Raw genomic sequence first — 21,143 nt, 5'->3', positions numbered from 1 at the left:
GTGAATAATTAAGTTTTCGGCCGCCCGCGAATTAATATTCTCGATTGCAAGGTCTCAATAAATCCATATGGTGAAGATTGAATTTCTGTGCAGCCCGGTGATAGCTTTTATGGACAATCTCTGTCCGGTCTGGGAAGATGCACAGCCTGTCCCTACGGACCTGACTACCGAATGCGGCCGGGTAACCAAACCCCGGCTTTTTTTTGGACAGTACTATGTGGCATGAACTGCTGATTGCTTTTGCGTTATTGATGGTAATCGAGGGTGTAATGCCTTTTCTAAGTCCCGGCACCATGCGTAAAATGATGCAGGTGGTGGTTGAAATGGACGATCACGCTCTGCGCGTTGGCGGCCTGGTGAGCATGATATTGGGTGTAGTGACACTCTATCTTGTGAATTGATGGAGATGATGACAAACAACCACTGGCTGTTGCCTGAGGGTATTGACGAAGTTCTTCCCCCCCAGGCCAAAAAGCTGGAGAAGTTGCGCAGGGAGCTCCTCGACCTCTTTGATGGCTGGGGCTATGAACTGGTGATGCCGCCGTTTATTGAATACCTGGAGTCACTGCTCACAGGAACAGGCAGCGACCTGGATCTGCGAACCTTCAAGATTACCGATCAGATCAGCGGCCGTACCATGGGGATCCGTGCTGATATTACTCCCCAGGTAGCACGGATAGACGCCCACCAGTTGCGACGCTCAGCTCCCACGCGCCTCTGTTATCTCGGTACCGTACTGAATACCCGAAGTGGCGGATTTTCCGGTTCCCGCGCGCCGCTGCAGGTTGGTGCCGAACTCTATGGTCATGCCGGAGTGGAAAGTGATCTGGAAGTGCTCTTACTAATGATCGAAACACTGGAACAGGCCGGGCTCAAGAATATCTACCTGGATCTTGGGCATGTCGGTATTTTCCGTGGGCTGATACAACAGGCGGGACTCGACCAGCGCCAGGAACTGGCACTGTTTGATGTGCTGCAGCGCAAAGCAGTGACTGAGACAGAAGGTCTACTGCGAGAGTTTAACCTGTCAGGTGCTGTCAGGGATATGCTTGCCGAGCTGGCGCAATTGAGCGGTGATGATGTTTTGGCAAGGGCGCGGAAGAACCTGAGTGGTGCCAGTGAAGCAGTGTTGAATGCCCTGTCACAGCTGGAGCGTCTGGCTGTCCTGTTGGCGGAACAGCGCCCTGATCTGCCGATCCATTTCGACCTGTCAGAACTGCGTGGCTATTATTACCATACAGGTGTGGTGTTTGCTGCCTTTGTCCCGGGGTTGGGACAGGGGATGGCTCGTGGTGGCCGCTATGATGATATTGGCCGGGTATTTGGTCGCGCACGACCGGCCTGTGGTTTCAGTGCCGACCTGAAAATGCTCCTGGGATTGGGTGCAACAGAAAGTAGTGAAGAGCGAGCGGGTATTTTTGCCCCTCTGTCTGAAGATCCGCTTCTCAAACAGCGGGTTGAAGAGCTGCGGCGTCATGGGCGTCGTGTAATTTGCGCACTTCCCGGGCAGGCAGCTAACGCTTTGGAGATGGGCTGTGGGGAAGTCCTGGAAAAACAGGGTGAGAATTGGGTTGCCGTGGCAGCACAGTGATTGTCAGGACACTGAATAAATAAAATATCCAAGAGAATCTAAGATGGGCAAGAACGTTGTAGTTATCGGCACTCAATGGGGTGATGAAGGTAAAGGCAAGATTGTTGATCTGCTCACCGACCGTGCTGAAGCGGTGGTGCGTTTTCAAGGGGGACACAATGCCGGCCACACGCTGGTTATTGATGGCAAGCAGACGGTTCTGCACCTGATCCCTTCCGGTGTGCTGCGTGAGAATGTCCGTTGCCTGATCGGTAATGGTGTGGTGCTCTCTCCCAGTGCGCTGCTGGAGGAGTTCGATATGCTGGAGAAGGGCGGTATTCCTGCCATCTCCCGGCTCGGCATCAGTGAGTCCTGCCCGTTGATCCTGCCCTATCACATAGCTCTTGATCAGGCTCGTGAGCATGCCCGTGGCAAGAAGGCCATTGGTACCACCGGTCGTGGTATTGGTCCGGCCTACGAAGACAAAGTTTCCCGCCGTGGACTTAGGTTCGGCGAGATGCTCGACGCAAATCATTTTGCCGAGCGTCTGCGTGAGGTGATGGAGTATCATAACTTCGCCCTGGAGCACTATTACAAATTTGATACAGTGGATTACCAGGAGGTTCTGGATCAGGCTCTGGCCCAGGTAGAAATCCTGACACCTCTGGCTGAAGATGTAACCGGTACATTGCACAAGATGCGTGCTGAAGGCCGTAGCATCATGTTTGAAGGCGCGCAGGGTGCTCTGCTGGATATCGATCACGGAACATACCCCTATGTGACCTCTTCAAATACCACCGCCGGTGGCGCTGCCAGCGGTACTGGTATCGGTCCCTGCCACATCGACTATGTGATGGGTATAGTCAAGGCCTATACCACCCGTGTGGGTGCAGGGCCTTTCCCAACAGAGTTGTTTGATGAGGTTGGCCAGTATCTGGGTGAGAAAGGCCATGAGTTTGGCGCCACCACCGGCCGTCAGCGCCGCTGTGGCTGGCTGGATGCCGTTGCCCTGCGTCGCTCACTGGAGATCAACAGCGTCACAGGTATCTGTATCACCAAGCTGGACGTGCTGGATGGCCTGGAGACCCTGAAGATCTGCGTCTCCTACAAACTGGATGGCAAAGAGATCGATACGCCGCCGGTAGGGGCTGACGGTTTCGAAAAGTGCGAGCCGATCTATATCGAAATGCCGGGCTGGTCCGAGTCCACTATCGGAACCCCAAGCCTGGATTCACTGCCGGAGAATGCACGTAACTACATGAAAAAAATCGAGGAGCTGACCGGCGTGCCGATCGATGTAATCTCTACCGGGCCCGACCGGAAAGAGACCCTGATTGTGCGTCACCCGTTTGATGACTGACGGGTAACCTGCTTTTCGCTGTCAGTCGTCTGGAAGCGTTATGGTTTATATCCATATTTTTTTATGGGTGCAAGATTCGTGATTCAATGTCTGGAAATAGCTCCTCGGGACCCATGTTCACCTGTCGGAAAATATTCACAACCCCTCCTGTGAAATTCGTAGTTTATCGCCTCTGAATTATTTATAATCACATGATAAATATGAATTAATAAGCTATTTATATAAAGTAGTTTGCAAGAAGAGCCCCTCCTTCAACATCAAAATCTTGCAAGTATGAAATCACAAAAACCGGATAACAGTGCTGATTTATTCTATTCGCAACTTTCTCAGATCTTAAATCTCTCTCTCCCATTGGTGCGGTTATCCGAGAAGATGAGCTGGGAAAAACTTGAAGTTGACATTGATGTCATTTACAACGAAGGTGCTGGCCAACCCCCCGTTACCCACTCGTTTACTGGCGGGCCTGCATTACCTCAAGCACACTTTCAATGAGAGCGTTGTGAATCGCAGGACAGCCCCTAAAAAAATGTCAAACTTGGTTAACAAACTGCTCACACAGCCGGAGCCTGTTTAAGCTTATAATCAACCAACATCGACTGAAAAACCACTTTTTCCCCGCGTGATAATTTCGTGACATTTTCGTGATCTCAGTGAGATTTCCATCCTCTTTAATAACCCCTGTATATCGAATATCTATAGCGATCTGCATTCAGAATTCTTAACTACCGGAGATTATCACCATGAAAAAAATCAATCACTTTGTACCTGCCATTCTTGGAACATGCCTGATCTTTGCTGCAGTCACAGCTCAAGCCGGTGACATGATGAAGAAGGATGGGATGATGGAGACAAAAACCATGGAAAAGAAAACCATGATGACGCATAAGGAGATGGGCAGCAATTCCATGGATAAGAAAATGATGGACGATAAAATGATGAAAGAAGGGACAATGAAAGATAAGATGAAGAAAGAGATGTGAGGATAATCTACATATCTATCAAGTGACTGCGTAAAAAACAGTGGAAATGGACGCAGGGATCACAAACAAGAGGCACAGGCCACCAATCAGCCCTCTGCGATCTCCGCGTCCTTTCATGATAGTGCCAAACAGGTAATACCAAGAGAGATGTTTTTTTAGGAAACATTCAGTCTATGCGACGTAAAGTACTGATCGTTGAAGATGAACCTGACATTGCCCGCCTGGTGCAGGAGCACTTGGCTGATATCGGCTGTGACGCCGATATTGCCGGTAATGGCGGCAGCGCAATGGCGCTGTTTGATAAAGGCGGATACCAGCTGGTGGTCTTGGATCTGATGCTGCCGGATACAGATGGACTAAGCCTCTGCCGGCGCATGAGAGAGTCAGCCGACTACCTGCCCATTCTGATGCTTACAGCCAAATCCAGTGAACTCGACCGGGTGCTGGGGCTGGAGATGGGTGCGGATGACTTATCTGACAAAGCCTTTCAGCATCCCTGAGCTGATTGCACGAATCAAGGCGCTGTTCCGACGTGTCGATGCACTCAAGCAACCGCCGACCACCGGCATTCAGGGCGAGATCATCAAATGGGGTGGCATGGTGATCGATGTGGATAAACGCCACGTGCTGATCGGCAACAAAGAGGTTGAACTGACTGCTCTTCTTCACCCGCCATCCAGGCCATGTATTCAACCGCGTTCAGCTGCTGGATCAGGTATGGGGCTACAACCATGACGGATATGAGCACACGGTCAATTCTCATATCAACCGGCTAAGAGCAAAAATAGAGACAGATCCATCTAACCCGCACTATATATTGACTGTCTGGGGTGTGGGCTACAAATTCTCCGGCGACAGCCACTGACAGGAAGAGCCTAACCTTGTTCCGAACCCTATATGCCCGTCTTGCCGTTGTACTGGTCGTGGTGTTTATCGCCATTGGCCTTACCTATGCGGTTATCACTACAACCACAGTCCAACGCTATCTCCAGGAACTCAGTCAGCACTTCAACCGTGATCTATCCCGCCGTATTGTGGCCGATCGGAATCTGGTTGAAGAGGGGCGGCTGAATGAAACCGCACTGAAAAACACCTTCAGCGCCTACATGGATATCAATCCAAGCATTGAAATCTACCTGCTTGATCTTGAAGGACGAATTCTTTCCTTCTCGGCCGACCCGAACCGGGTAAAACGCCAGCGTGTCGATCTTGCACCTATCAAGGCCTTTCTGAGTGGTGAGGGTTTTCCACTGCTGGGGGATGACCCCCGATCCCATGACCGCCGGAAGGCATTCTCCGTAACCCAGGTTCCATCCGGGGACAACCCCCAGGGTTATCTCTATCTGGTGCTTCAGGGGGAGCAGTATGAGTCGGCGGAGCAGCTGGTCCAGGAGAGTTATGTCCTTCGATTAAGCGCATGGGCAGTTATCGGCAGCCTGGGATTCGGCCTGTTTGCAGGTCTCTTGCTATTCCACCTGCTGACCCGCCGCCTGCAACGCCTGGCAACAATAATGGAAACGTTTCAACGCAGTGATTTCACCCACCATCAGCCCTATGCCGCAAAAAGCAGGTTGGCGGGCGATGAGATCGAGAGCCTGGGTGAAGCCTTTGATGGAATGGCGGAACGCATCATCTCCCAGCTGAATGAACTCAAGGACCAGGACCGGCTACGCCGGGAATTAGTGGCACAGGTTCCCACGATTTGCGTACACCTCTGGCCGCCCTTCACGGCTACCTTGAGACCATGATCATGAAAGATACCGCACTGAATAGCGGGCAGAAAAAAGAGTATCTGGCGATTGCCCTGCGCCAGAGCAACCGGTTGACACAGATGGTGGAGGAGCTGTTCGAACTTGCCCACCTGGAGGCCAGGGATGCCCAACCCCAGTACGAATCCTGTGCCCTGGGTGAACTGCTTCAGGATGTGACGCAAAAATTCCAACTGCATACGGAGAAAAACAACCTGCAACTGTCGATGGCACCCCCTCCGGCCATGCCGCTAATCACCACAGATATCGCCATGGCCGAACGCCTGCTCGACAACCTGATCAGCAACGCAATTGACCACACACCGAATGGGGAAGCAATAACCCTGGGGATAATTCTGGAAAATAATGAGATAACCGTGAGTGTGTCAGATACTGGCCCTGGCATCCCGGCCGCAGATTTACCTCATATATTTAGCCCTTTTTATCGGGGTTCCGCACAGGCGGGTAACCAGAGGCACGCTGGCTTGGGGCTGGCTATAGTAAAGCGTATTGCAGAACTGCTGCAGGGTAAACTCAAGGTTGTCAACAACCCGGAAGGCGGTGCTATATTTACTTTCAGCCTGCCTGTTGCCCTTCCGGATTCACACCAGCCAACCATCAGATAAACTTCTCGTGATAAAATTATGATTTTTCCGTGATGGTGATTTGAACTCTTTAGCCCACTCTTGTATCTGAGATTTTATGCGATTGAATTATTTGGAGAGAGAGATGAAACATCCTTTGTTGTACGTGATACTTTTCCTTATCCCACTGCTGGCCGGATGCAGCCAGACCGTCGCTGACAAGAGTCAGAAAGCAATGCCTTTGGAATTGGGAAGCAATCTTCAGGTAGCCACTTTTGCCGGCGGCTGTTTTTGGTGCGTTGAGTCGGGTTTTGAAAAGTTGGAGGGGGTGAAAGAGGCGATCTCCGGCTATACCGGTGGTGAGGTGGAAAACCCCACCTATAGGCAGGTTTCATCCAGCCGCACAAAGCATATTGAGGCCGTTCAGGTCTATTATGACCCAACCGTGATCACCTATGAAACGCTGTTGGATTCCCTCTGGCGTCAAATCGATCCGACGGATGGCGGCGGGCAGTTCTATGATAGGGGAGCACAGTATCGCCCTGCCATCTTCTATCACAACGAACACCAGAAAGAGGCCGCGGAAAAGTCACGTGCCGCCTTGGACAGCTCCGGTGTTTTCAACAAGCCGGTGGTGACCGAACTGCTTCCACTTACACAGTTCTGGAATGCCGAAGAGTATCACCAGGATTACTATAAAAAGAACCCAATCCGCTACAAGTTCTATCGTTACAATTCCGGACGCGACCAGTTTCTGGAAGAGACCTGGGGAGATGACTTACAGATAAAAGTAGCAAAACCGGAACAGAGTGCAAGCAACTTCGCCAAGCCTTCTGACAGAGAACTGCGCAGTAAACTGACACCGCTGCAGTACAAGGTAACCCAGGAAGAGGGTACCGAGCGGTCGTTCAATAATGAATACTGGGATGAAAAACGTGATGGCATTTATGTGGATATCGTGAGTGGAGAGCCCCTCTTCTCCTCGAAGGATAAATACAAATCAGGCACCGGCTGGCCCAGTTTTACCCGCCCCCTAAAAGCGGAAAGTATTGTGGAAGAGACGGATTACAAAATGATCTTTCCCCGGACCGAGGTTCGCAGCAAGATGGGTGACTCCCATCTTGGCCACGTCTTCAATGACGGGCCCAAGCCTACGGGACTGCGTTATTGCGTCAACTCTGCATCACTGCGATTTATCCCCAAAGAGAAGCTGGCGGATAGCGGTTTTGGCGAACTGGAGTCACTGTTTCACTGATTGAAGCTGCTGACTTATCACCAGGGGGCGAATGAGTTCATGAATGACATAGGGCGACCAACACTCTGGTTCATGCCTCTCACATCATGACTCATCACCCCTGTATTAACAGTCATCAATTTCATCGACTGGTTCATTTCTGAAATTGCATGCAACATGGGTGGCAAGGTATCCAGTTTAGTGGCGATAGCACCCATATCATCCTTCATCACCAAAATAGATGTGTCCATGCTATGGATATGCATCTGCATATCCCTTACCTCTGACGTCATTGACTCGAGGCATAGCCATTTCTGGTGTATGAGGAATTAAAGCAGCATATCCTGTTGGAAGGAAAAGATCCTAGCCGATCACCAACCAACAAGAGTACGCTACATGAAGGATGATAATATTGTCGGGCTGAATAGGCCAGCGCGAGATGTCCTTTCTGAGCTTTTACATACCGGATCCCAGCAACTATTAGCCCAAGCCATAGAGGCGGAAGTTGCCACCCTGTTAGCACAATACCAAGGGTTTCTGAGAGAATCAGGCTTACAAGGTGTTGTGCGCAATGGGCACCTGCCGGAACGTATGATCCAAACAGGGCTTGGTGATATTGGGGTCAAGGTTCCCAAAGTAAGAGATCGTACCGGGCAAGGCATCAAGTTTAACAGCGGTTTGGTGCCACCGTACTTGAAGCGAGCGAAGACCATTGAAGAGCTGCTGCCCTGGTTGTACTTGAAAGGCATCTCTACAGGCGACTTCAGGGACGCACTGGCAGGTTTGCTTGGCGCTGATGCCAAAGGTTTGTCCTCCAATACCATAAGCCGCCTCAAGCAAACTTGGGAAAGCGAATATGGTCAGTGGCGTAAGCGCGATTTATCAAAGCGGCGCTATGTGTACATTTGGGCCGACGGTGTTTATTGCAACGTAAGGCAAGACGACAAGCTTTGCTTGCTGGTGATCATGGGTTCCGACAGCACAGGTCGTAAGGAAGTCATTGGGCTTACGGATGGCTACCGTGAGTCAGAAGCGAGCTGGTTAGAGTTGTTAGAGCAGCTCACAGAACAAGGTTTTACGGTGCCGCCAGAGGTGGCCGTTGGTGACGGTGCACTAGGCTTCTGGAAGGCCATTACCAAGCATTGGCCAACGACGAAGCACCAGCGTTGTTGGGTGCACAAGACCGCCAATGTGCTCAACAAAGTGCCTAGGGCGATATAGCCTAAAGTCAAAGAGAATCTGCATGATATTTGGATGTCTGACTCTCGAACCAATGCCGAAAAAGCCTTTGATTTATGCTTGCGAAAATATGAGGATAAGTACCCGAAAGCGATGCATTGCTTACAAAAAGACCGAGACAAGATGCTGACTTTTTATGATTTTTCTGCGGAACACTGGGGGCATATACGAACCAGCAACCCGATTGAATCGGTGTTTACCACAGTGCGGCTTAGAACCACGAGAACAAAGAACTGCGGTAGTCGATTAACGACGTTGGCCATGGCATTTAAGTTGATGCACACTGCACAAAAAAGATGGCACCGCTTAAGAGGCTATCAACTGCTCGCCGATGTAATTGAAGGTGTGCAATTTAAAGATGGGATCCGAGTTGAACAGGAAGCTGCTTGATGGCTTATACACCAGATTTGACCATAGCTCCATTGACTCAACACTGAGGGATAGCTTGGAAATGTTCTCCGCCATCAGCAGATTATACTCCATTCCAATTCGTGCATATCCGTGGTCAGACTATAGATCAACTAGAAACCGGATGGCCCATTAAGCCAAAGACAATGATCGCCGGATAGACCATTCGCTCCCAGCGTTTTGCACTGGCTTTAAAAGAGCTGATAAAAGGATAGGGGGCTGTCCTAGGGATGGCCTGAAAAATATTTTTTTCACTTCACTTGCCATCCAATCTTAAATATTTGTAAAAATAACCTGCGTTATTCTCGGATGTGACCTTAATTTTGGCTATTCCGGGGCTTTCAGTCGCAACTTGCCTATGAAATGATTAATAAATGCCGCTTAGCCAGTACGCGATTAATCAAGGCATACTTGGTAAATACACCATGGGCATTTTTCTCAAGCCCTCGATTGTAGATTCAAGGGGTCGATGCAACACTGTCATTTAGTTTATCTGCAGGAGTGGCGAAGTCTAATGTTTTTCTCGGTCGCTGATTGAGTTTTTTCGCCACGCGATCTAATTGTGCCTAAGAGTAAATCGACAAGTCTATTTTCTTCGGAAAGTACTGCCTCAATAGCCGATTTGTATTTTCATTGGTCCCTCTTTGCCATGGACTTTGTGGGTCACAAAAGTAGACTTTTGCATCTATCGCCATAGTAAATTTCTTGTGACCGGCAAGCTCCATCCCCCTATCCAAAGTTAATGACTGTACCAGCTTGTCTGGAAGTTTTTTAACCTGTTTCGTGAGTGCGGAAACAACCGAATTAGTCGACCCTGAAATATTCATTCCAGGCACTTAATAATACTGTTGTTTCTGTTTTGCAAACAGGAACAACAGTATGGACATGATATTTTTCAGCACAAAAAGAACCTCCCTCATCCATTTTCTAAAGTTGAAGGCAGCCGCCGCCATAAGCAAGTTAATCTGATCCCCGGCAAAGCCTTTAAGAAAGTTCCTTTTTAGCCTATGGTCACTCTTTAAGTGACCACAGGCTCAATGCCAGCTGGTCTTCTGAAACGTTTTCTGGCTAATGCCATGGCTTCTTCTGAGGTATTCTTCCTAGCAGGCTTTGGCGTTACTATCTGGGTGTCATTAACCTTTGATTTGCCCCGATAACCTCGATCAGCAATACCCACTTTGGGTACTCGATTGATGAGACGTTTCACCTGTGCCAAGACCTTAGGTACGGTGTGACCATCAAATACATTCTTCTCAAAAGCCAGGGCACCAATCACAATGCCCGCGTCCCTTGTGGTGGTGATTGATGCCTTGGTGCCAAACTCATAACGCTGCTGGGCCTTGCCTTTGCTCATACAGTAAACATGAGGTTCATGTAGGCTGTACAACTTGTTTTTATCAGCACGCTTCTGATTCAGCATGCGCTGGTACAGGGCGAACTTTTCTGCATAGAATTTCTGTTGTTCTGCGGTCATCTTACGCTGTATTTCACGCAGTAATCGGCCGCTGATGGTCTTTAATTGCTTGACGGCCTTACGTGCCTTTTTACGATTCCTAGGATGTGTGGCAAATCGGGTGGGGAGCTTGAGAATTTTTACTTCCTTCTCATGGCTTCGACTGAGCACGATACCTTCTGCTCGGGCCATCTTGAGTAACTGCCCGTGTATCTTTCGGTACTGCTTTGCATCAGTTGGAAAGGTAATGTTTTTCTCTTGTACGGTAGTGTCGATACACATTTTATCTTCGATCGCCTTTTCTTGATGTAAGGCGATAGAGGCAGCTAGGACCTTTTCAAAACCTTCGTTGCCAATACGCTTTCTGAAGTAAGTCAGGTCGGAGGGGTCACAAGGAAGTTGCCATTGGAATTCGATCTCACCCGTAAAACTACTGGTAGTAGGGATTTTGTATCCAGCGTTGAATCAGAACCTCGTCACTGAGATCTTCCAGATGCTTGAGTATCGAGAGGCCCACCATTAGGCGGATCGGTTTTGAGGGCTTTCCAAGATGAGAATAAAGCGGGGCAAATTCAGCATCAAAATATGACCAGTCTATCTGTCTGGCCAATAGCAAAAGTGGATGCTTGGGGTTCAGCTGATCCAGTAAGTTCTGGTGCAGGAAACTTTGCTGGTTGGGATTGGCTGTCTTGGCTTTGCTCAATTATCCACCTCTGTTTCGTCCAGTTTTTCTCTGCTTTTACCCCTTTCCGGACGTTTATTTTATCAAATTTAGACGCTTATTTTATATAAATCATTACGTTATTAATATTTCAGGATCGACTAAGTAGCATTCGGTCGGTGGATGATTGAATCTATTACTGAAAATCAAAATACCTTCTTTAAAGATGGGACACCTAAGCGTATTGAATTTAGGTTAGAGCTTCGCAAAGACGAAGATTCCAAGAGCAACTGCTTGAAATATGCTTGGGTGACGCTGACCATGTTTTAGCGTTACCGCGCACTGGTGCAGAACTGGAAGTGTCTTTGAGGTACAAAGAGACTGTGATTCAACGCATGGGTTTATATGTTGTTGATGAAATTGAAATACTAGGGCCGTCAAATGTCTTGATGATCTGTGGCAAAGCAGCAAACATGAAAAAAGGGCTGAAAGTCCCGAAGACACGAACTTGGCAGAAGCCCGGTAAACCCCCGCACGAATTCAATTAAAAGAGATTTTGCAAAGTATCGCCGCTGAACATGGGCTTGAAGCGAAACTTGGTAAAGACTTTGATGCTGTTGATTATGAGGTGGTGAATCAAACCAATGAACATGATTTAAACTTGTTGACACCGATTAGGTGGCAAAGTGGGTGCAGTTGCCAAGTCGGCCAGCGGGTTCTTGCTATTCATCAAGAGAGGAGAGGCCAAGACTGCAAGCGGTGCGGTTATCCCGCTAATATCACTAGCGCCGAAAGAAGTTACCAATTGGCGTGTGTCTTTAGTTGAGCGTGGGGCTTATGCCAGTGTAAAAGCAAAGTACCGGGATAAAGCACAATCGAAAGAAATTGAAGTGACCACAGGTGACGAAGAACTGGCTTACACCATCCGCAAACTGCTCAAAGATGAATCGGAAGCGATCAAGGCGGCAAGTGCCCAACTAGAAAACTTTCAACGGGGTAAGTCTACAGTTAGCCTTCAGCTACCGGGCAATCCTTTATTCATGGCAGAAGCGCCGCTAAAATTATCCGGCTTTCGTGATGGGGTGAACAAGACTTGGGTTGTTGAGACTGCAACACACACTTTTAACAATAGCGGCTACTCTATTAGCCTCGATGGAACCGTGAAAAAGCAAACAGTGTAAGATTTATTTTCGGCAAAATTATATAATGGAGGACTATCAACTTTCCCGCTTTTTTGCTATTCACTAATGTGTACATATGGGCGTACATAAACAAGGCTATGGTTAATGAGTTCGGATTTTATTAAACAAATTCAAAGGCGTAGAACTTTTGCCATCATCTCCCACCCCGATGCGGGTAAGACTACACTGACTGAAAAGTTGTTGTTGTTTGGCGGTGCCATCCAGATGGCGGGAACGGTAAAGGGCCGCAAGGCTGCGCGTCATGCTACTTCCGACTGGATGGGGATGGAGAAGCAGCGGGGGATCTCGGTGACATCGTCGATAATGCAGTTCCCTTATGAGGACTCTATCGTCAATCTGCTGGACACCCCCGGCCATGAAGATTTCTCTGAAGATACCTATCGCACTCTGACGGCAGTGGATTCCGCCCTGATGGTGATCGATGTTGCCAAAGGTGTTGAGAAACGGACCATCAAACTAATGGAGGTCTGTCGCCTGAGAGATACCCCTATTCTCACATTCGTCAACAAACTGGACCGGGAAGGCCGCGATGTCATGGAGATCATGGACGAGGTGGAGGATATCCTGAAGATAAAGTGTGCCCCCGTAACCTGGCCCATCGGTATGGGAAAGCGTTTCAAGGGTGTTTACGATCTGCACTCCAATACCACTCACCTTTTCTCTGCCACCCATGGTGGGAAGATTAATGAAGGTGAGGTGATCGAAGGGCTGGATAACCCCAGGTTAGATGAAGTGGTTGGCGATATGGCCGATGAGCTTCGGGAGGAGATCGAGCTGGTTCGCGGTGCCAGCCATGAACTGGATCTGGAGGCCTATTCACGTGGTGAATTGACACCGGTATTTTTTGGTTCGGCGATCAATAACTTTGGTGTCAAAGAGTTGTTGGATGCCTTTGTGGAGTATGCTCCGTTTCCCGTAGCGAGAGAGACTCAGCAACGGCTGGTAGAGCCCTCTGAGAAGAAATTTTCAGGATTCATCTTTAAAATTCAGGCAAATATGGACCCGGCTCACCGGGATCGTATCGCTTTTCTCCGGGTTTGCTCCGGGAGCTATAAAAAAGGGATGAAGATGCGTCATGTGCGCTTGGGGAAAACGGTCCAGATCAGCAACGCGATCACCTTTCAGGCAGATGAGCGCAGGCATGTAGATGAGGCTTGGCCGGGCGATATTATTGGCTTGCATAACCACGGTACTATTCAGATAGGCGATACGTTTACCGAGGGTGAGGAGCTGAAATATGGAGGTATTCCCTATTTTGCACCTGAGCTTTTCCGCCGAGTGGTATTGAAGGATCCCTTGCGGATGAAGGCGCTGCAGAAGGGTGTTCTGCAACTCTGCGAAGAGGGGGCAACCCAGGTATTCCGGCCGCTGAAAAATAATGATTTAATCCTGGGAGCGATTGGTACCCTGCAGTTCGATGTGGCAGCATACCGGCTGAAAGGTGAATATGGCGTGGAAGCCGTTGTTGAACCGGTCAACGTTGTTGCCGCGCGCTGGATTCAGTGCGACGATGAAAAAATACTGGAGAAATTTCGTAATAAGGCCTACGAAAACTTGGCCGAAGATGGCGATGGCCAGCTGGTTTACCTTGCACCGACCAGGGTGAATTTAAGTCTTGCTATGGAGCGCTGGCCCGATGCAGGCTTTCTGGCTACACGGGAACTTTGACAATGCGAGTTCTCAAAACGTCTGTGCGGGAGAATTATGGAGAGTCCATTTCCAAGGGACGCTGTGAATACATCTCTGGGAATGGACTCTCCATCACCCTTTCTCAAACATCCTTATGGTGTTTATGAGAACTTATTGATAATTAATTAAGAGCGTTCAATATGGAAAATGAGACAGTAGAAGAGTTGATCAAAGGAGGCCTGCCCGGTTGCGAAGTGCAGGTTATGGGCGATGGTCGTCATTTCGAGGCAGTAGTTATCAGTGAGGCATTCGCCGGGAAGTCGCTGCTTCAGAAACAGCGGCTGGTAATGGCTGCAGTCAAGGTACAGATCAAGAGCGATGAACTGCACGCCTTGTCGATCAAAACTTTTACCCCCGAAGACTGGGCAGCGCAGGAAAATCTATAGACTACATGAGGTTGAAAAATCAACCTTCCGATCCATATTTGTAGTGAGAAGGTTGAATTCTCGGGATGGATGGTACAAAAAGAACAAGGAGAGTCTTATGTTCTTGAAACACAAGATAAACAGCAATATCGTGAAGTATTCAGCCTCAATGATCTGATTAAATCCTAACCGTTTTGATTTGGTGGGCCAGAGAATCATGTTGCTGATGATGTGGTGCCTAACCGCAAGAACGGCAAGTTCCGCAAGACACTTAAAACAAGCGAGGGCCGTATTGACCTGAATATGCCCCGTGACCGGGCCGGTACATTTGAGCCCCAAATTATTAAGAAGCATCAAACCAGTGTCAGCGATGAGATTGAAACTAGGATCTTGTCGATGTATGGCCGGGGCTTGAGTTATTCCGATATCAGTGAACATGTCCATGATCTCTATGGCATCTCGGTCTCTACCGCAGCAATCAGCGCGATAACCGACAAAATAATCGATACTGTAAAAGCTTGGCAACAGCGCCCACTGGATTCGCATTATCCTTTCTTGTTTGGCTGGACGGAATTCACTACAAAGTAAAGGGCTCAAGGCCGCTACCAAAATCGCGCTGTTTATACAGTTCTTGGGCTGAATATTGAAGGTAAAAAAGAAGTGCTGGGGTTATACCTGTCCGAAAGTGAGGGCGCTGATTTCTGATTGGGCGTACTGAGTGATTTATAAAATCGGGGTATGAACGATATCCTGATTGCTTCCGTGGATGGTCTGACAGGCTTTCCAGAAGCGATACAAACAATATTTCCAGAGACTGAGATTGTTCACCAAATACGCAACTCGCTACGCTACGTTGGCTCCAGGCACCAGAAGGTATTTCTGGTTGACCTTAAGTGTGTTTATAAGGTGCTGAACAAAGAGGCAGCTGAATCAGCCCCCGACGATCTTGAGAAAGCCTGGGGCGATAAATACTCCATCGTGATTCAATCATGGGGCAAGAAGTGGGATAACTTATCCGTCTTTTTTCGTTACCCCGAGGACATTCGTCGGGTTATTTATAGAGACTATCCTGAATTCTGTGTAACTGCCTATCATCAAACCCAAACAAGGGAGAGGGTAGGCAGATGATCGACAAGAAAGAGCTCCAGGCGATAGCCCAGGCGGCCGCTAAAAACATCAAAACTGAAGAAGATCTCAGCGAGTTTCGGCAAATGCTGACCAGGATCACGGTCGATGCAGCACTCAATGCTGAACTGGCTGATCATCTTGGCTTTGCCAAGCATCAACAATCCGAAGCGAGTAATAGCCGCAACGGCACGACCAGCAAGACCTTGCAAACGGAAGATGGCCAGTTTGAACTGGATACCCCGCGAGATAGAGCGGGCAGCTTTGAACCTCAGCTAGTTAAGAAGCACTAGCGTCGATTTACCTCAATGGATGACAAGATCCTCTTCTTGTATGCCCAAGGTATGATAACCCGCGGAATCGTCACGACATTCAAGGAGATGTATGGGGCCGATGTCTCTGCCACACTCATATCCAAAGTCACTGATGCAGTTATCGAACAGGTTGTTGGGTAATCCCCCCGGGAAGTAGCTGACGCCAAAAGTAGAATTTTCTCGTAATATGAACGCAGGAGATTCTGCATGAAGACATCAAGATTCAAGGCCCTGGCAAAAAGTGGTAAGGCCATCTCGTCGCAAGGAGATGGCCAAGATCACAGCTACGCAGGATGGCGTGTCGGTACGCCTGGCTTGTCGTGCATTCTGTATCAGCGAGACCTGCTATCGCTATCAGGCCAAGCATTCGAGCGACAACGCACTGATTGCAGATTGGTTACTCCGATTGACGATGACCAATCGAACCTGGGGTTTCGGGTTGTGCTATTTGTACCTGCGCAATGTGAAGGGTTACCCCTACAATCATAAACGTGTATACCGCATATACAGGGAGTTTGAGCTGAACCTGCGGATCAAGCTCAAACGTCGATTGAAGCGCGACGTGCCGGATGCGCTAGCTGTACCTCGTCAAATTAACATCATGTGGTCGATGGATTTTATGCATGACAGCCTGGCCGATGGCCGTAGCTTCAGGACGTTCAATGTCATCGACGACTACAATCGTGAGGGGCTGGGTATTGAGGTGGACTTCTCGTTACCGGCAGTGCGTGTCATTCGTGCACTGGAACAGATCATCGAGTGGCGAGGCAAGCTAAATTCCATTCGCTGCGACAATGGTCCCGAACTAATCAGTGGTCAACTGATGGAGTGGGCAGAGAAACAGTGGATTAAGTTACACTATATCCAGCCCGGCAACCCGCAACAGAACGCGTACGTGGAGCGTTTTAACAGAACAGTTCGACATGAATGGCTGAACCAGCATCTCTTTGAGTCGATCGAGTATGCCCAGCACACCGCCACTCAATGGTTGTGGCGCTACAATACAGAGCGGCCAAACATGGCCATTGGAGGAATAACCCCGTATCAGAAGTTGGCGCAAGCCGCATAAGCTCTACTTTTGTGCGCAGCTGAAAATGGGGGGATTACCGTTGAATGGCAATCTCGCCCCCTGGATGCGATTTATCCTGTTGTTTATCTGGACTGCATTGTCGTTAAAATCCGGCAAGACAAGAAAGTGATCAACAAAGCGATTTACCTCGCTCTGGGCGTTAACCTGGAAGGCTACAAGGAATTATTAGGGATGTGGCTATCGGAGAATGAGGGGGCCAAATTCAGGCTGAACGTGTTGACAGAGCTTCAAAACCGCGGTGTGAAGGATATTTTGATTGCCTGTGTCGATGGCTTAAAAGGCTTTCCTGATGCCATCAACACGGCCTTTCCGGACACCCAGATCCAGCTCTGTATCGTGCATATGGTACGGAATTCGATGAAGTACGTGCCTTGGAAAGACTACAAGCCTGTCACGGCTGATTTGAAAAATATTTACCAGTCCATCACCGAGGAAGAAGCCTTATTGGCGCTGGATAAATTCTCTGACCGATGGGACAACAAGTACCCCCGGATCAGCCGCTCCTGGCGTGCCCATTGGTAGAACCTGAACACGCTGTTCAACTACCCGGATAACATACGAAAAGTGATCTACACGAACAACGCCATTGAGTCGCTGAACAGCGTCATTCGCAAAGCGATTAAAAAGCGGAAGTTGTTTCCAACCGATGACTCGGCGAAGAAGGTAATCCACCTAGCAATTCAGGCCGCATCGAGAAAGTGGACAATGCCGATCCGTCATTGGAAACTAGCACTGAATAGATTTACCTGATTACCCATAAACCTCAGCCATCCTCAGGAGGGGATAAGGCATCGGTGGTGTACGTAACGCGACGCAGAGCAATCGTTCAATCATAGCCGGAAGATTAAACCGGCGATTAAAGCGATATTCAAACTTGGCGAGATAACGAGGTACGTGTTTTTTACGAATAGCATGAAAGGTTCCCTGCAAAGCATTCTTGATATTACCAAGCATGGTATTCAGTCATTTAAAGGTGGAGAGCTGGGTATACTTTCGCCCACCGCCAGTGACGATAGGCATACGATTACATCCAGCATCTGTAACTGCTCTGAAGCAGTAGAGCCCATCAGAAAGAACTGTGCTGCCGGCACACAGACTGGATCTGGCATATCGAGCGATCTCCGCACTCTGAAAACCGCGGAGCCGACGCAGTTGGATCTTCATTGGCCTGCCGTCTTGCGTCGTCTCAATAGCTGCCACGAAAGGGATTTTATTACGAGACCCTCGCCCACGCTTTCCCGGTTTCTCACCACCAATACAGGCATCATCCATCTCGATGCGACCAGCCAGTTTTTTTGACTCTGACGTTCCATCATCACCTGCACCAGTTTGTGCTTGAGCTTCCAGGCTGTATTGTAGTTCACACCAATTTCACGGGACAGTTGCAAGGCAGAAGTACTCTTTTTACGCTGAGTCAACAAATAGATGGCCAGAAACCACTTCTTCAACGGCAGCTTGGTGCCGTGAAAGATGGTGCCAGCAGTCAGGGAGCTTTGGTGGCGGCATTTGTGGTACTGATATATCTTACGGCTTTTGAGTTCACAACCTGTTGTGTTGCCACACTCAGGACATATATATCCGGTAGGCCAACGCAGTTGGTACAATGCTTGTTGGCATTGCTCTTCAGAACCATGTTTTTCAATAAATTCGTGCAAACTAGGACCTTTTTGAAACTGCACTGTATTTTTCGGCATGATATAAAACCCTCTATATTAAGTGGGTTATATTATGCAATAACCACTGGCTCAATAGCTGAGCCTGGTAGGTAATTAGGCAATATTTTGAACAGTCTCTAATGACGACCCGCGAAATCGCCACGATATTGAAGGAAATACGGAGCCGATGCCTCCGCCACACTCATATCCAAAGTTACTGATGCGGTTATCGAACAGGTTGTCGAATGGCAATCTCGCCCCCTGGATGCGATTCAGCCTATTGTTTATCTGGACAGCATTGTCGTTAAAATCCGGCAAGACAAGAAAGTGATCAACAAAGCAATTTACCTCGCTTTGGGCGTTAACCTGGAAGGCCACAAGGAATTATCGGGGATGTGGCTGTCGGAGAATGAGGATGCCAAGTTCTGGCTGAACCTGCTGACAGAGCTTCAGAATCGCGGTGTGAAGGATATTTTGATTGCCTGTGACGATGGCTTGAAGGGCTTTCCTGATGCAATCAACACGGCTTTCCCGAATGTCCAGCTGTGTATTGTGCATATGCTACGGAACTCGATGAAGTAGGTGCCCTGGAAAGACTACAAGCCTGTGGCGGCTGATTTGAAAAAGAGTTACCAGCCCATCACCGGGGAAGAAGCCTTACCGGCGCTGGATAAATCCTCTGACCGATGGGACAACAAACACCCCCGGATGAGCCGCTCCTGGAGTGCCCATTGGCAGAATCTCAACACGCTGTTCAACTACCCGGAGGATAGACGAAAAGTGATCTGCACGAACAACACCATTAGTCGCTGAACAGCGTCATTCGCAAAGCGATCAAAAAGCGGAAGTTGTTTCCAACCGATGACCCGGCGAAGAAGGTAATCCACCTGGCAATTCAGGCCGCATCGAAAAAGTGGACAATGCCGATCCGTCATTGGAAACCAGCACTGAATAGATTTATGATTGAGTTCGAAGAACGCTTAGCGGAATATATTTAACCCTGGCTGTTACATAGAAAACTTTACAGGCTCTATCTCCGAGGTCGATTGTCGAGCTTTTCCACCGCCGTTGAAAGCATTAGATCAGTGATCTTTTCTCCAATCGATCCCTTTAGGGAAGTAATGACGTAGTAGCCCATTGGTATTTTCATTGGTGCCCCATTGCCAGGGGGAATAAAGATCGGCAAAGTAAATATTCATGCTTGTGGCCTCTTCAATTTTCTTGAGCTGGGCACATTCTTTACCGTTATCAACCGTTAGGGTTTTACGCCATTTCTCCGGTGTGACCATGAAGGCAGTTGTTGTCGCCAGATAAAAAGTATCTGCCGATTTGTCGCTCAGTTTAGCGGTAGCCAGTACGCGGCTCTTTCTTTCCACATGGGTTGCAATGCCACCTGAGCTCTTAGCTCCCTCAACACTATCGCCTTCCCAGTGGCCAAAGCGACGATGGTTGCCTACACTCAAGGACGAGATCATGGATGCTGACACGATGGGGCATCAAACCACGTCTAATCCCGTATTGCTGCTATTTTCGGCGCTTTTCGTGCCGCCTCAGTAGATGTTGGTACAAAGAACTGCCTTGTGCAGCATCCTCGTACACCCATCGATAGATACCTTCTGGGCTAATCAGCAGACATGCACTTCGAGGGTGATCCAGCCTGAGGCGTCCAGCCATTGTTTTCGGTGACCAATCCTCCCGTAACCGCTTGATGACATAATGCAGGATTTTTATGTGATCGCCTGAGAGAGTGTCTCGGTTTCTTGCATCGAGCCATCGCACGTTTCTGTGCAAACTCATTCCGATAACAGGCCGTGAGTCGACCATTGCGTTTCACTTCACGTGAGGTGGCGTACTTGCGAATGGCCTTGTGCCTCCGGTCTATGCTGATGTGGCTTTTATACCCATCGTGGGTTTTGCCATGCTTCATGGTCCAGCGGGCTTCAACATCCTTCTGGCGATGTTTGTTATCACCCCACGCCAGGGCTATCCCCGGCTTTGATCTGCCTATTTTCCTCTCGTGTATTATGTTGCTTGGGTACTGGAAGGATGGCAGCATCTACAGTCTGTCCCTTGCGAGCACTGAAGTCTGCTGCACCAATCTGGACCAACAGCTCTGAAAAGGGTTTATCAACAAGACCTCGTCCTTTCAGGCGCTCACGATATACCCAAACTGTTTTGGCATCGGGCACCTTACCTTCCGGGCTCAGCCCGAGAAAATGACAAAAGCTATAGGGATCCCGTATTTGGAACTCTGTTTGATCACCAGACAGATTGAACATCAGCACTGCATCGTAAGGTGGACGCCCACCTTTACTGGGATCACTGTTTTTATAAACTTGAGCCCAACAATACCCGAAAACCTCCCAGTCTACGGTCCTTTCCAGCCTTAGCAGCGAATCTCCCAGTTGCTCAAGGAGCTCAAGTCGGTCTTGATGATCAAAAAAACTTGGCTGCACGGCTTTTATC

16 protein-coding genes and 10 pseudogenes are annotated in these 21,143 nt (G+C 48.9%); 20 read left to right on the top strand and 6 right to left on the bottom strand.

Annotated features, from left to right (window positions below):
• Positions 1-215: 215 nt before the first annotated feature.
• The 9 genes and pseudogenes from MN084_RS12160 (at position 216) to msrB (ending at position 7,497) form a co-directional block, all read left to right on the top strand.
• Positions 216-401 (top strand): DUF2065 domain-containing protein, encoded by a 186-nt coding sequence (locus tag MN084_RS12160; RefSeq protein ID WP_241086224.1) that lies wholly within the window; start codon positions 216-218, stop codon positions 399-401.
• A gap of 5 nt (positions 402-406) precedes the next feature.
• On the top strand, positions 407-1,591 hold the full coding sequence (locus MN084_RS12155; RefSeq protein WP_241086225.1) for an ATP phosphoribosyltransferase regulatory subunit: 1,185 nt from the start codon (positions 407-409) through the stop codon (positions 1,589-1,591).
• Between the two features lie 43 nt (positions 1,592-1,634).
• A complete protein-coding gene (locus MN084_RS12150; RefSeq protein ID WP_241086226.1) occupies positions 1,635-2,930 on the top strand; it encodes an adenylosuccinate synthase in 1,296 nt (431 codons plus the stop codon).
• 231 nt (positions 2,931-3,161) lie between these two features.
• Positions 3,162-3,422: a hypothetical protein gene (locus tag MN084_RS12145; protein WP_330178068.1), complete on the top strand. Its 261-nt coding sequence runs from the start codon at positions 3,162-3,164 to the stop codon at positions 3,420-3,422.
• Positions 3,423-3,670: 248 nt separating this feature from the next.
• Positions 3,671-3,910 carry a hypothetical protein gene (locus tag MN084_RS12140; RefSeq protein ID WP_241086228.1) on the top strand — a complete coding sequence of 80 codons (240 nt, stop codon included), beginning with the start codon at positions 3,671-3,673 and terminating at the stop codon, positions 3,908-3,910.
• A gap of 173 nt (positions 3,911-4,083) precedes the next feature.
• Positions 4,084-4,775 (top strand): annotated as a pseudogene (locus MN084_RS12135) (response regulator transcription factor).
• Between the two features lie 16 nt (positions 4,776-4,791).
• A complete protein-coding gene (locus tag MN084_RS12130) occupies positions 4,792-5,658 on the top strand; it encodes a HAMP domain-containing protein (RefSeq protein ID WP_241086229.1) in 867 nt (288 codons plus the stop codon).
• Positions 5,613-6,284, top strand: coding sequence for a sensor histidine kinase (locus tag MN084_RS12125; RefSeq protein WP_241086230.1), 672 nt, complete (start codon positions 5,613-5,615; stop codon positions 6,282-6,284). Before MN084_RS12130 ends, MN084_RS12125 begins: the two co-directional genes overlap by 46 nt.
• A gap of 103 nt (positions 6,285-6,387) precedes the next feature.
• Complete coding sequence (gene msrB / locus MN084_RS12120) at positions 6,388-7,497, top strand: peptide-methionine (R)-S-oxide reductase MsrB (RefSeq protein ID WP_241086231.1); 1,110 nt, start codon at positions 6,388-6,390, stop codon at positions 7,495-7,497.
• A 17-nt stretch (positions 7,498-7,514) separates the two neighbouring features.
• On the opposite strand, the gene MN084_RS12115 is transcribed toward msrB, so the two are convergent.
• Complete coding sequence (locus MN084_RS12115; RefSeq protein WP_330178067.1) at positions 7,515-7,727, bottom strand: hypothetical protein; 213 nt, start codon at positions 7,725-7,727, stop codon at positions 7,515-7,517.
• A gap of 145 nt (positions 7,728-7,872) precedes the next feature.
• Between MN084_RS12115 and MN084_RS12110 the strand changes: the two are divergent.
• A pseudogene (locus MN084_RS12110) lies at positions 7,873-9,105 on the top strand (IS256 family transposase).
• Between the two features lie 476 nt (positions 9,106-9,581).
• Here the strand turns inward: MN084_RS12110 and MN084_RS12105 are convergent.
• Together MN084_RS12105 and MN084_RS19780 are read right to left on the bottom strand one after the other, a co-directional pair.
• Positions 9,582-9,932, bottom strand: a pseudogene (locus MN084_RS12105) (IS30 family transposase); the annotation flags it as partial.
• A gap of 27 nt (positions 9,933-9,959) precedes the next feature.
• Positions 9,960-11,279: pseudogene (locus MN084_RS19780) on the bottom strand (IS5 family transposase).
• Between the two features lie 141 nt (positions 11,280-11,420).
• On the opposite strand from MN084_RS19780, the gene MN084_RS19775 reads away from it, so the two are divergent.
• The 9 genes and pseudogenes from MN084_RS19775 to MN084_RS12055 all read left to right on the top strand — a co-directional run.
• Positions 11,421-11,567 (top strand): hypothetical protein, encoded by a 147-nt coding sequence (locus tag MN084_RS19775; protein ID WP_241086235.1) that lies wholly within the window; start codon positions 11,421-11,423, stop codon positions 11,565-11,567.
• Positions 11,543-11,785 carry a hypothetical protein gene (locus tag MN084_RS12090; protein ID WP_241086602.1) on the top strand — a complete coding sequence of 81 codons (243 nt, stop codon included), beginning with the start codon at positions 11,543-11,545 and terminating at the stop codon, positions 11,783-11,785. Before MN084_RS19775 ends, MN084_RS12090 begins: the two co-directional genes overlap by 25 nt.
• A 138-nt stretch (positions 11,786-11,923) precedes the next feature.
• The gene (locus MN084_RS12085; RefSeq protein ID WP_241086236.1) at positions 11,924-12,418 is read left to right on the top strand and encodes a phage late control D family protein; all 495 of its coding nucleotides are present in this window, start codon (positions 11,924-11,926) and stop codon (positions 12,416-12,418) included.
• 105 nt (positions 12,419-12,523) lie between these two features.
• Positions 12,524-14,107: a peptide chain release factor 3 gene (locus tag MN084_RS12080; RefSeq protein WP_241086237.1), complete on the top strand. Its 1,584-nt coding sequence runs from the start codon at positions 12,524-12,526 to the stop codon at positions 14,105-14,107.
• 161 nt (positions 14,108-14,268) lie between these two features.
• A complete protein-coding gene (locus MN084_RS12075; protein ID WP_241086238.1) occupies positions 14,269-14,514 on the top strand; it encodes a BolA family protein in 246 nt (81 codons plus the stop codon).
• A 189-nt stretch (positions 14,515-14,703) separates the two neighbouring features.
• Positions 14,704-15,552: pseudogene (locus MN084_RS12070) on the top strand (IS256 family transposase); the annotation flags it as partial.
• Between the two features lie 68 nt (positions 15,553-15,620).
• A pseudogene (locus tag MN084_RS12065) lies at positions 15,621-16,064 on the top strand (transposase); the annotation flags it as partial.
• Between the two features lie 103 nt (positions 16,065-16,167).
• Positions 16,168-17,001: pseudogene (locus MN084_RS12060) on the top strand (IS3 family transposase); the annotation flags it as partial.
• 42 nt (positions 17,002-17,043) lie between these two features.
• Positions 17,044-17,772: pseudogene (locus MN084_RS12055) on the top strand (IS256 family transposase); the annotation flags it as partial.
• Here the strand turns inward: MN084_RS12055 and MN084_RS12050 are convergent.
• Positions 17,773-18,716, bottom strand: a pseudogene (locus tag MN084_RS12050) (IS1595 family transposase).
• A 101-nt stretch (positions 18,717-18,817) separates the two neighbouring features.
• Here MN084_RS12050 and MN084_RS12045 point away from each other — a divergent pair.
• Positions 18,818-19,675, top strand: a pseudogene (locus MN084_RS12045) (IS256 family transposase); the annotation flags it as partial.
• An 84-nt stretch (positions 19,676-19,759) separates the two neighbouring features.
• Here MN084_RS12045 and MN084_RS12040 read toward each other — a convergent pair.
• Together MN084_RS12040 and MN084_RS12035 are read right to left on the bottom strand one after the other, a co-directional pair.
• Positions 19,760-20,140: an IS30 family transposase gene (locus tag MN084_RS12040; protein ID WP_241086239.1), complete on the bottom strand. Its 381-nt coding sequence runs from the start codon at positions 20,138-20,140 to the stop codon at positions 19,760-19,762.
• Positions 20,141-20,644: 504 nt separating this feature from the next.
• Entirely contained in the window at positions 20,645-21,133 is a 489-nt protein-coding gene (locus tag MN084_RS12035; protein ID WP_241086241.1) for a transposase, read from the bottom strand.
• Between the last annotated feature and the right edge of the window lie 10 nt (positions 21,134-21,143).

Source organism: Candidatus Vondammii sp. HM_W22, from assembly GCF_022530855.2.
GTDB lineage: Bacteria > Pseudomonadota > Gammaproteobacteria > Chromatiales > Chromatiaceae > Vondammii.
This window is presented reverse-complemented; position numbering and strand designations above follow the sequence as displayed.

Excerpts from the sequence above, each read along its gene's own strand:
- MN084_RS19775 (WP_241086235.1), top strand. The coding sequence starts at position 11,421 with ATGATTGAATCTATTACTGAAAATCAAAATACCTTCTTTAAAGATGGG.
- msrB (WP_241086231.1), top strand. The coding sequence starts at position 6,388 with ATGAAACATCCTTTGTTGTACGTGATACTTTTCCTTATCCCACTGCTG.
- MN084_RS12140 (WP_241086228.1), top strand. The coding sequence starts at position 3,671 with ATGAAAAAAATCAATCACTTTGTACCTGCCATTCTTGGAACATGCCTG.
- MN084_RS12075 (WP_241086238.1), top strand. The coding sequence starts at position 14,269 with ATGGAAAATGAGACAGTAGAAGAGTTGATCAAAGGAGGCCTGCCCGGT.
- MN084_RS12115 (WP_330178067.1), bottom strand. The coding sequence starts at position 7,727 with ATGGACACATCTATTTTGGTGATGAAGGATGATATGGGTGCTATCGCC.
- MN084_RS12080 (WP_241086237.1), top strand. The coding sequence starts at position 12,524 with ATGAGTTCGGATTTTATTAAACAAATTCAAAGGCGTAGAACTTTTGCC.
- MN084_RS12155 (WP_241086225.1), top strand. The coding sequence starts at position 407 with ATGATGACAAACAACCACTGGCTGTTGCCTGAGGGTATTGACGAAGTT.
- MN084_RS12160 (WP_241086224.1), top strand. The coding sequence starts at position 216 with ATGTGGCATGAACTGCTGATTGCTTTTGCGTTATTGATGGTAATCGAG.
- MN084_RS12150 (WP_241086226.1), top strand. The coding sequence starts at position 1,635 with ATGGGCAAGAACGTTGTAGTTATCGGCACTCAATGGGGTGATGAAGGT.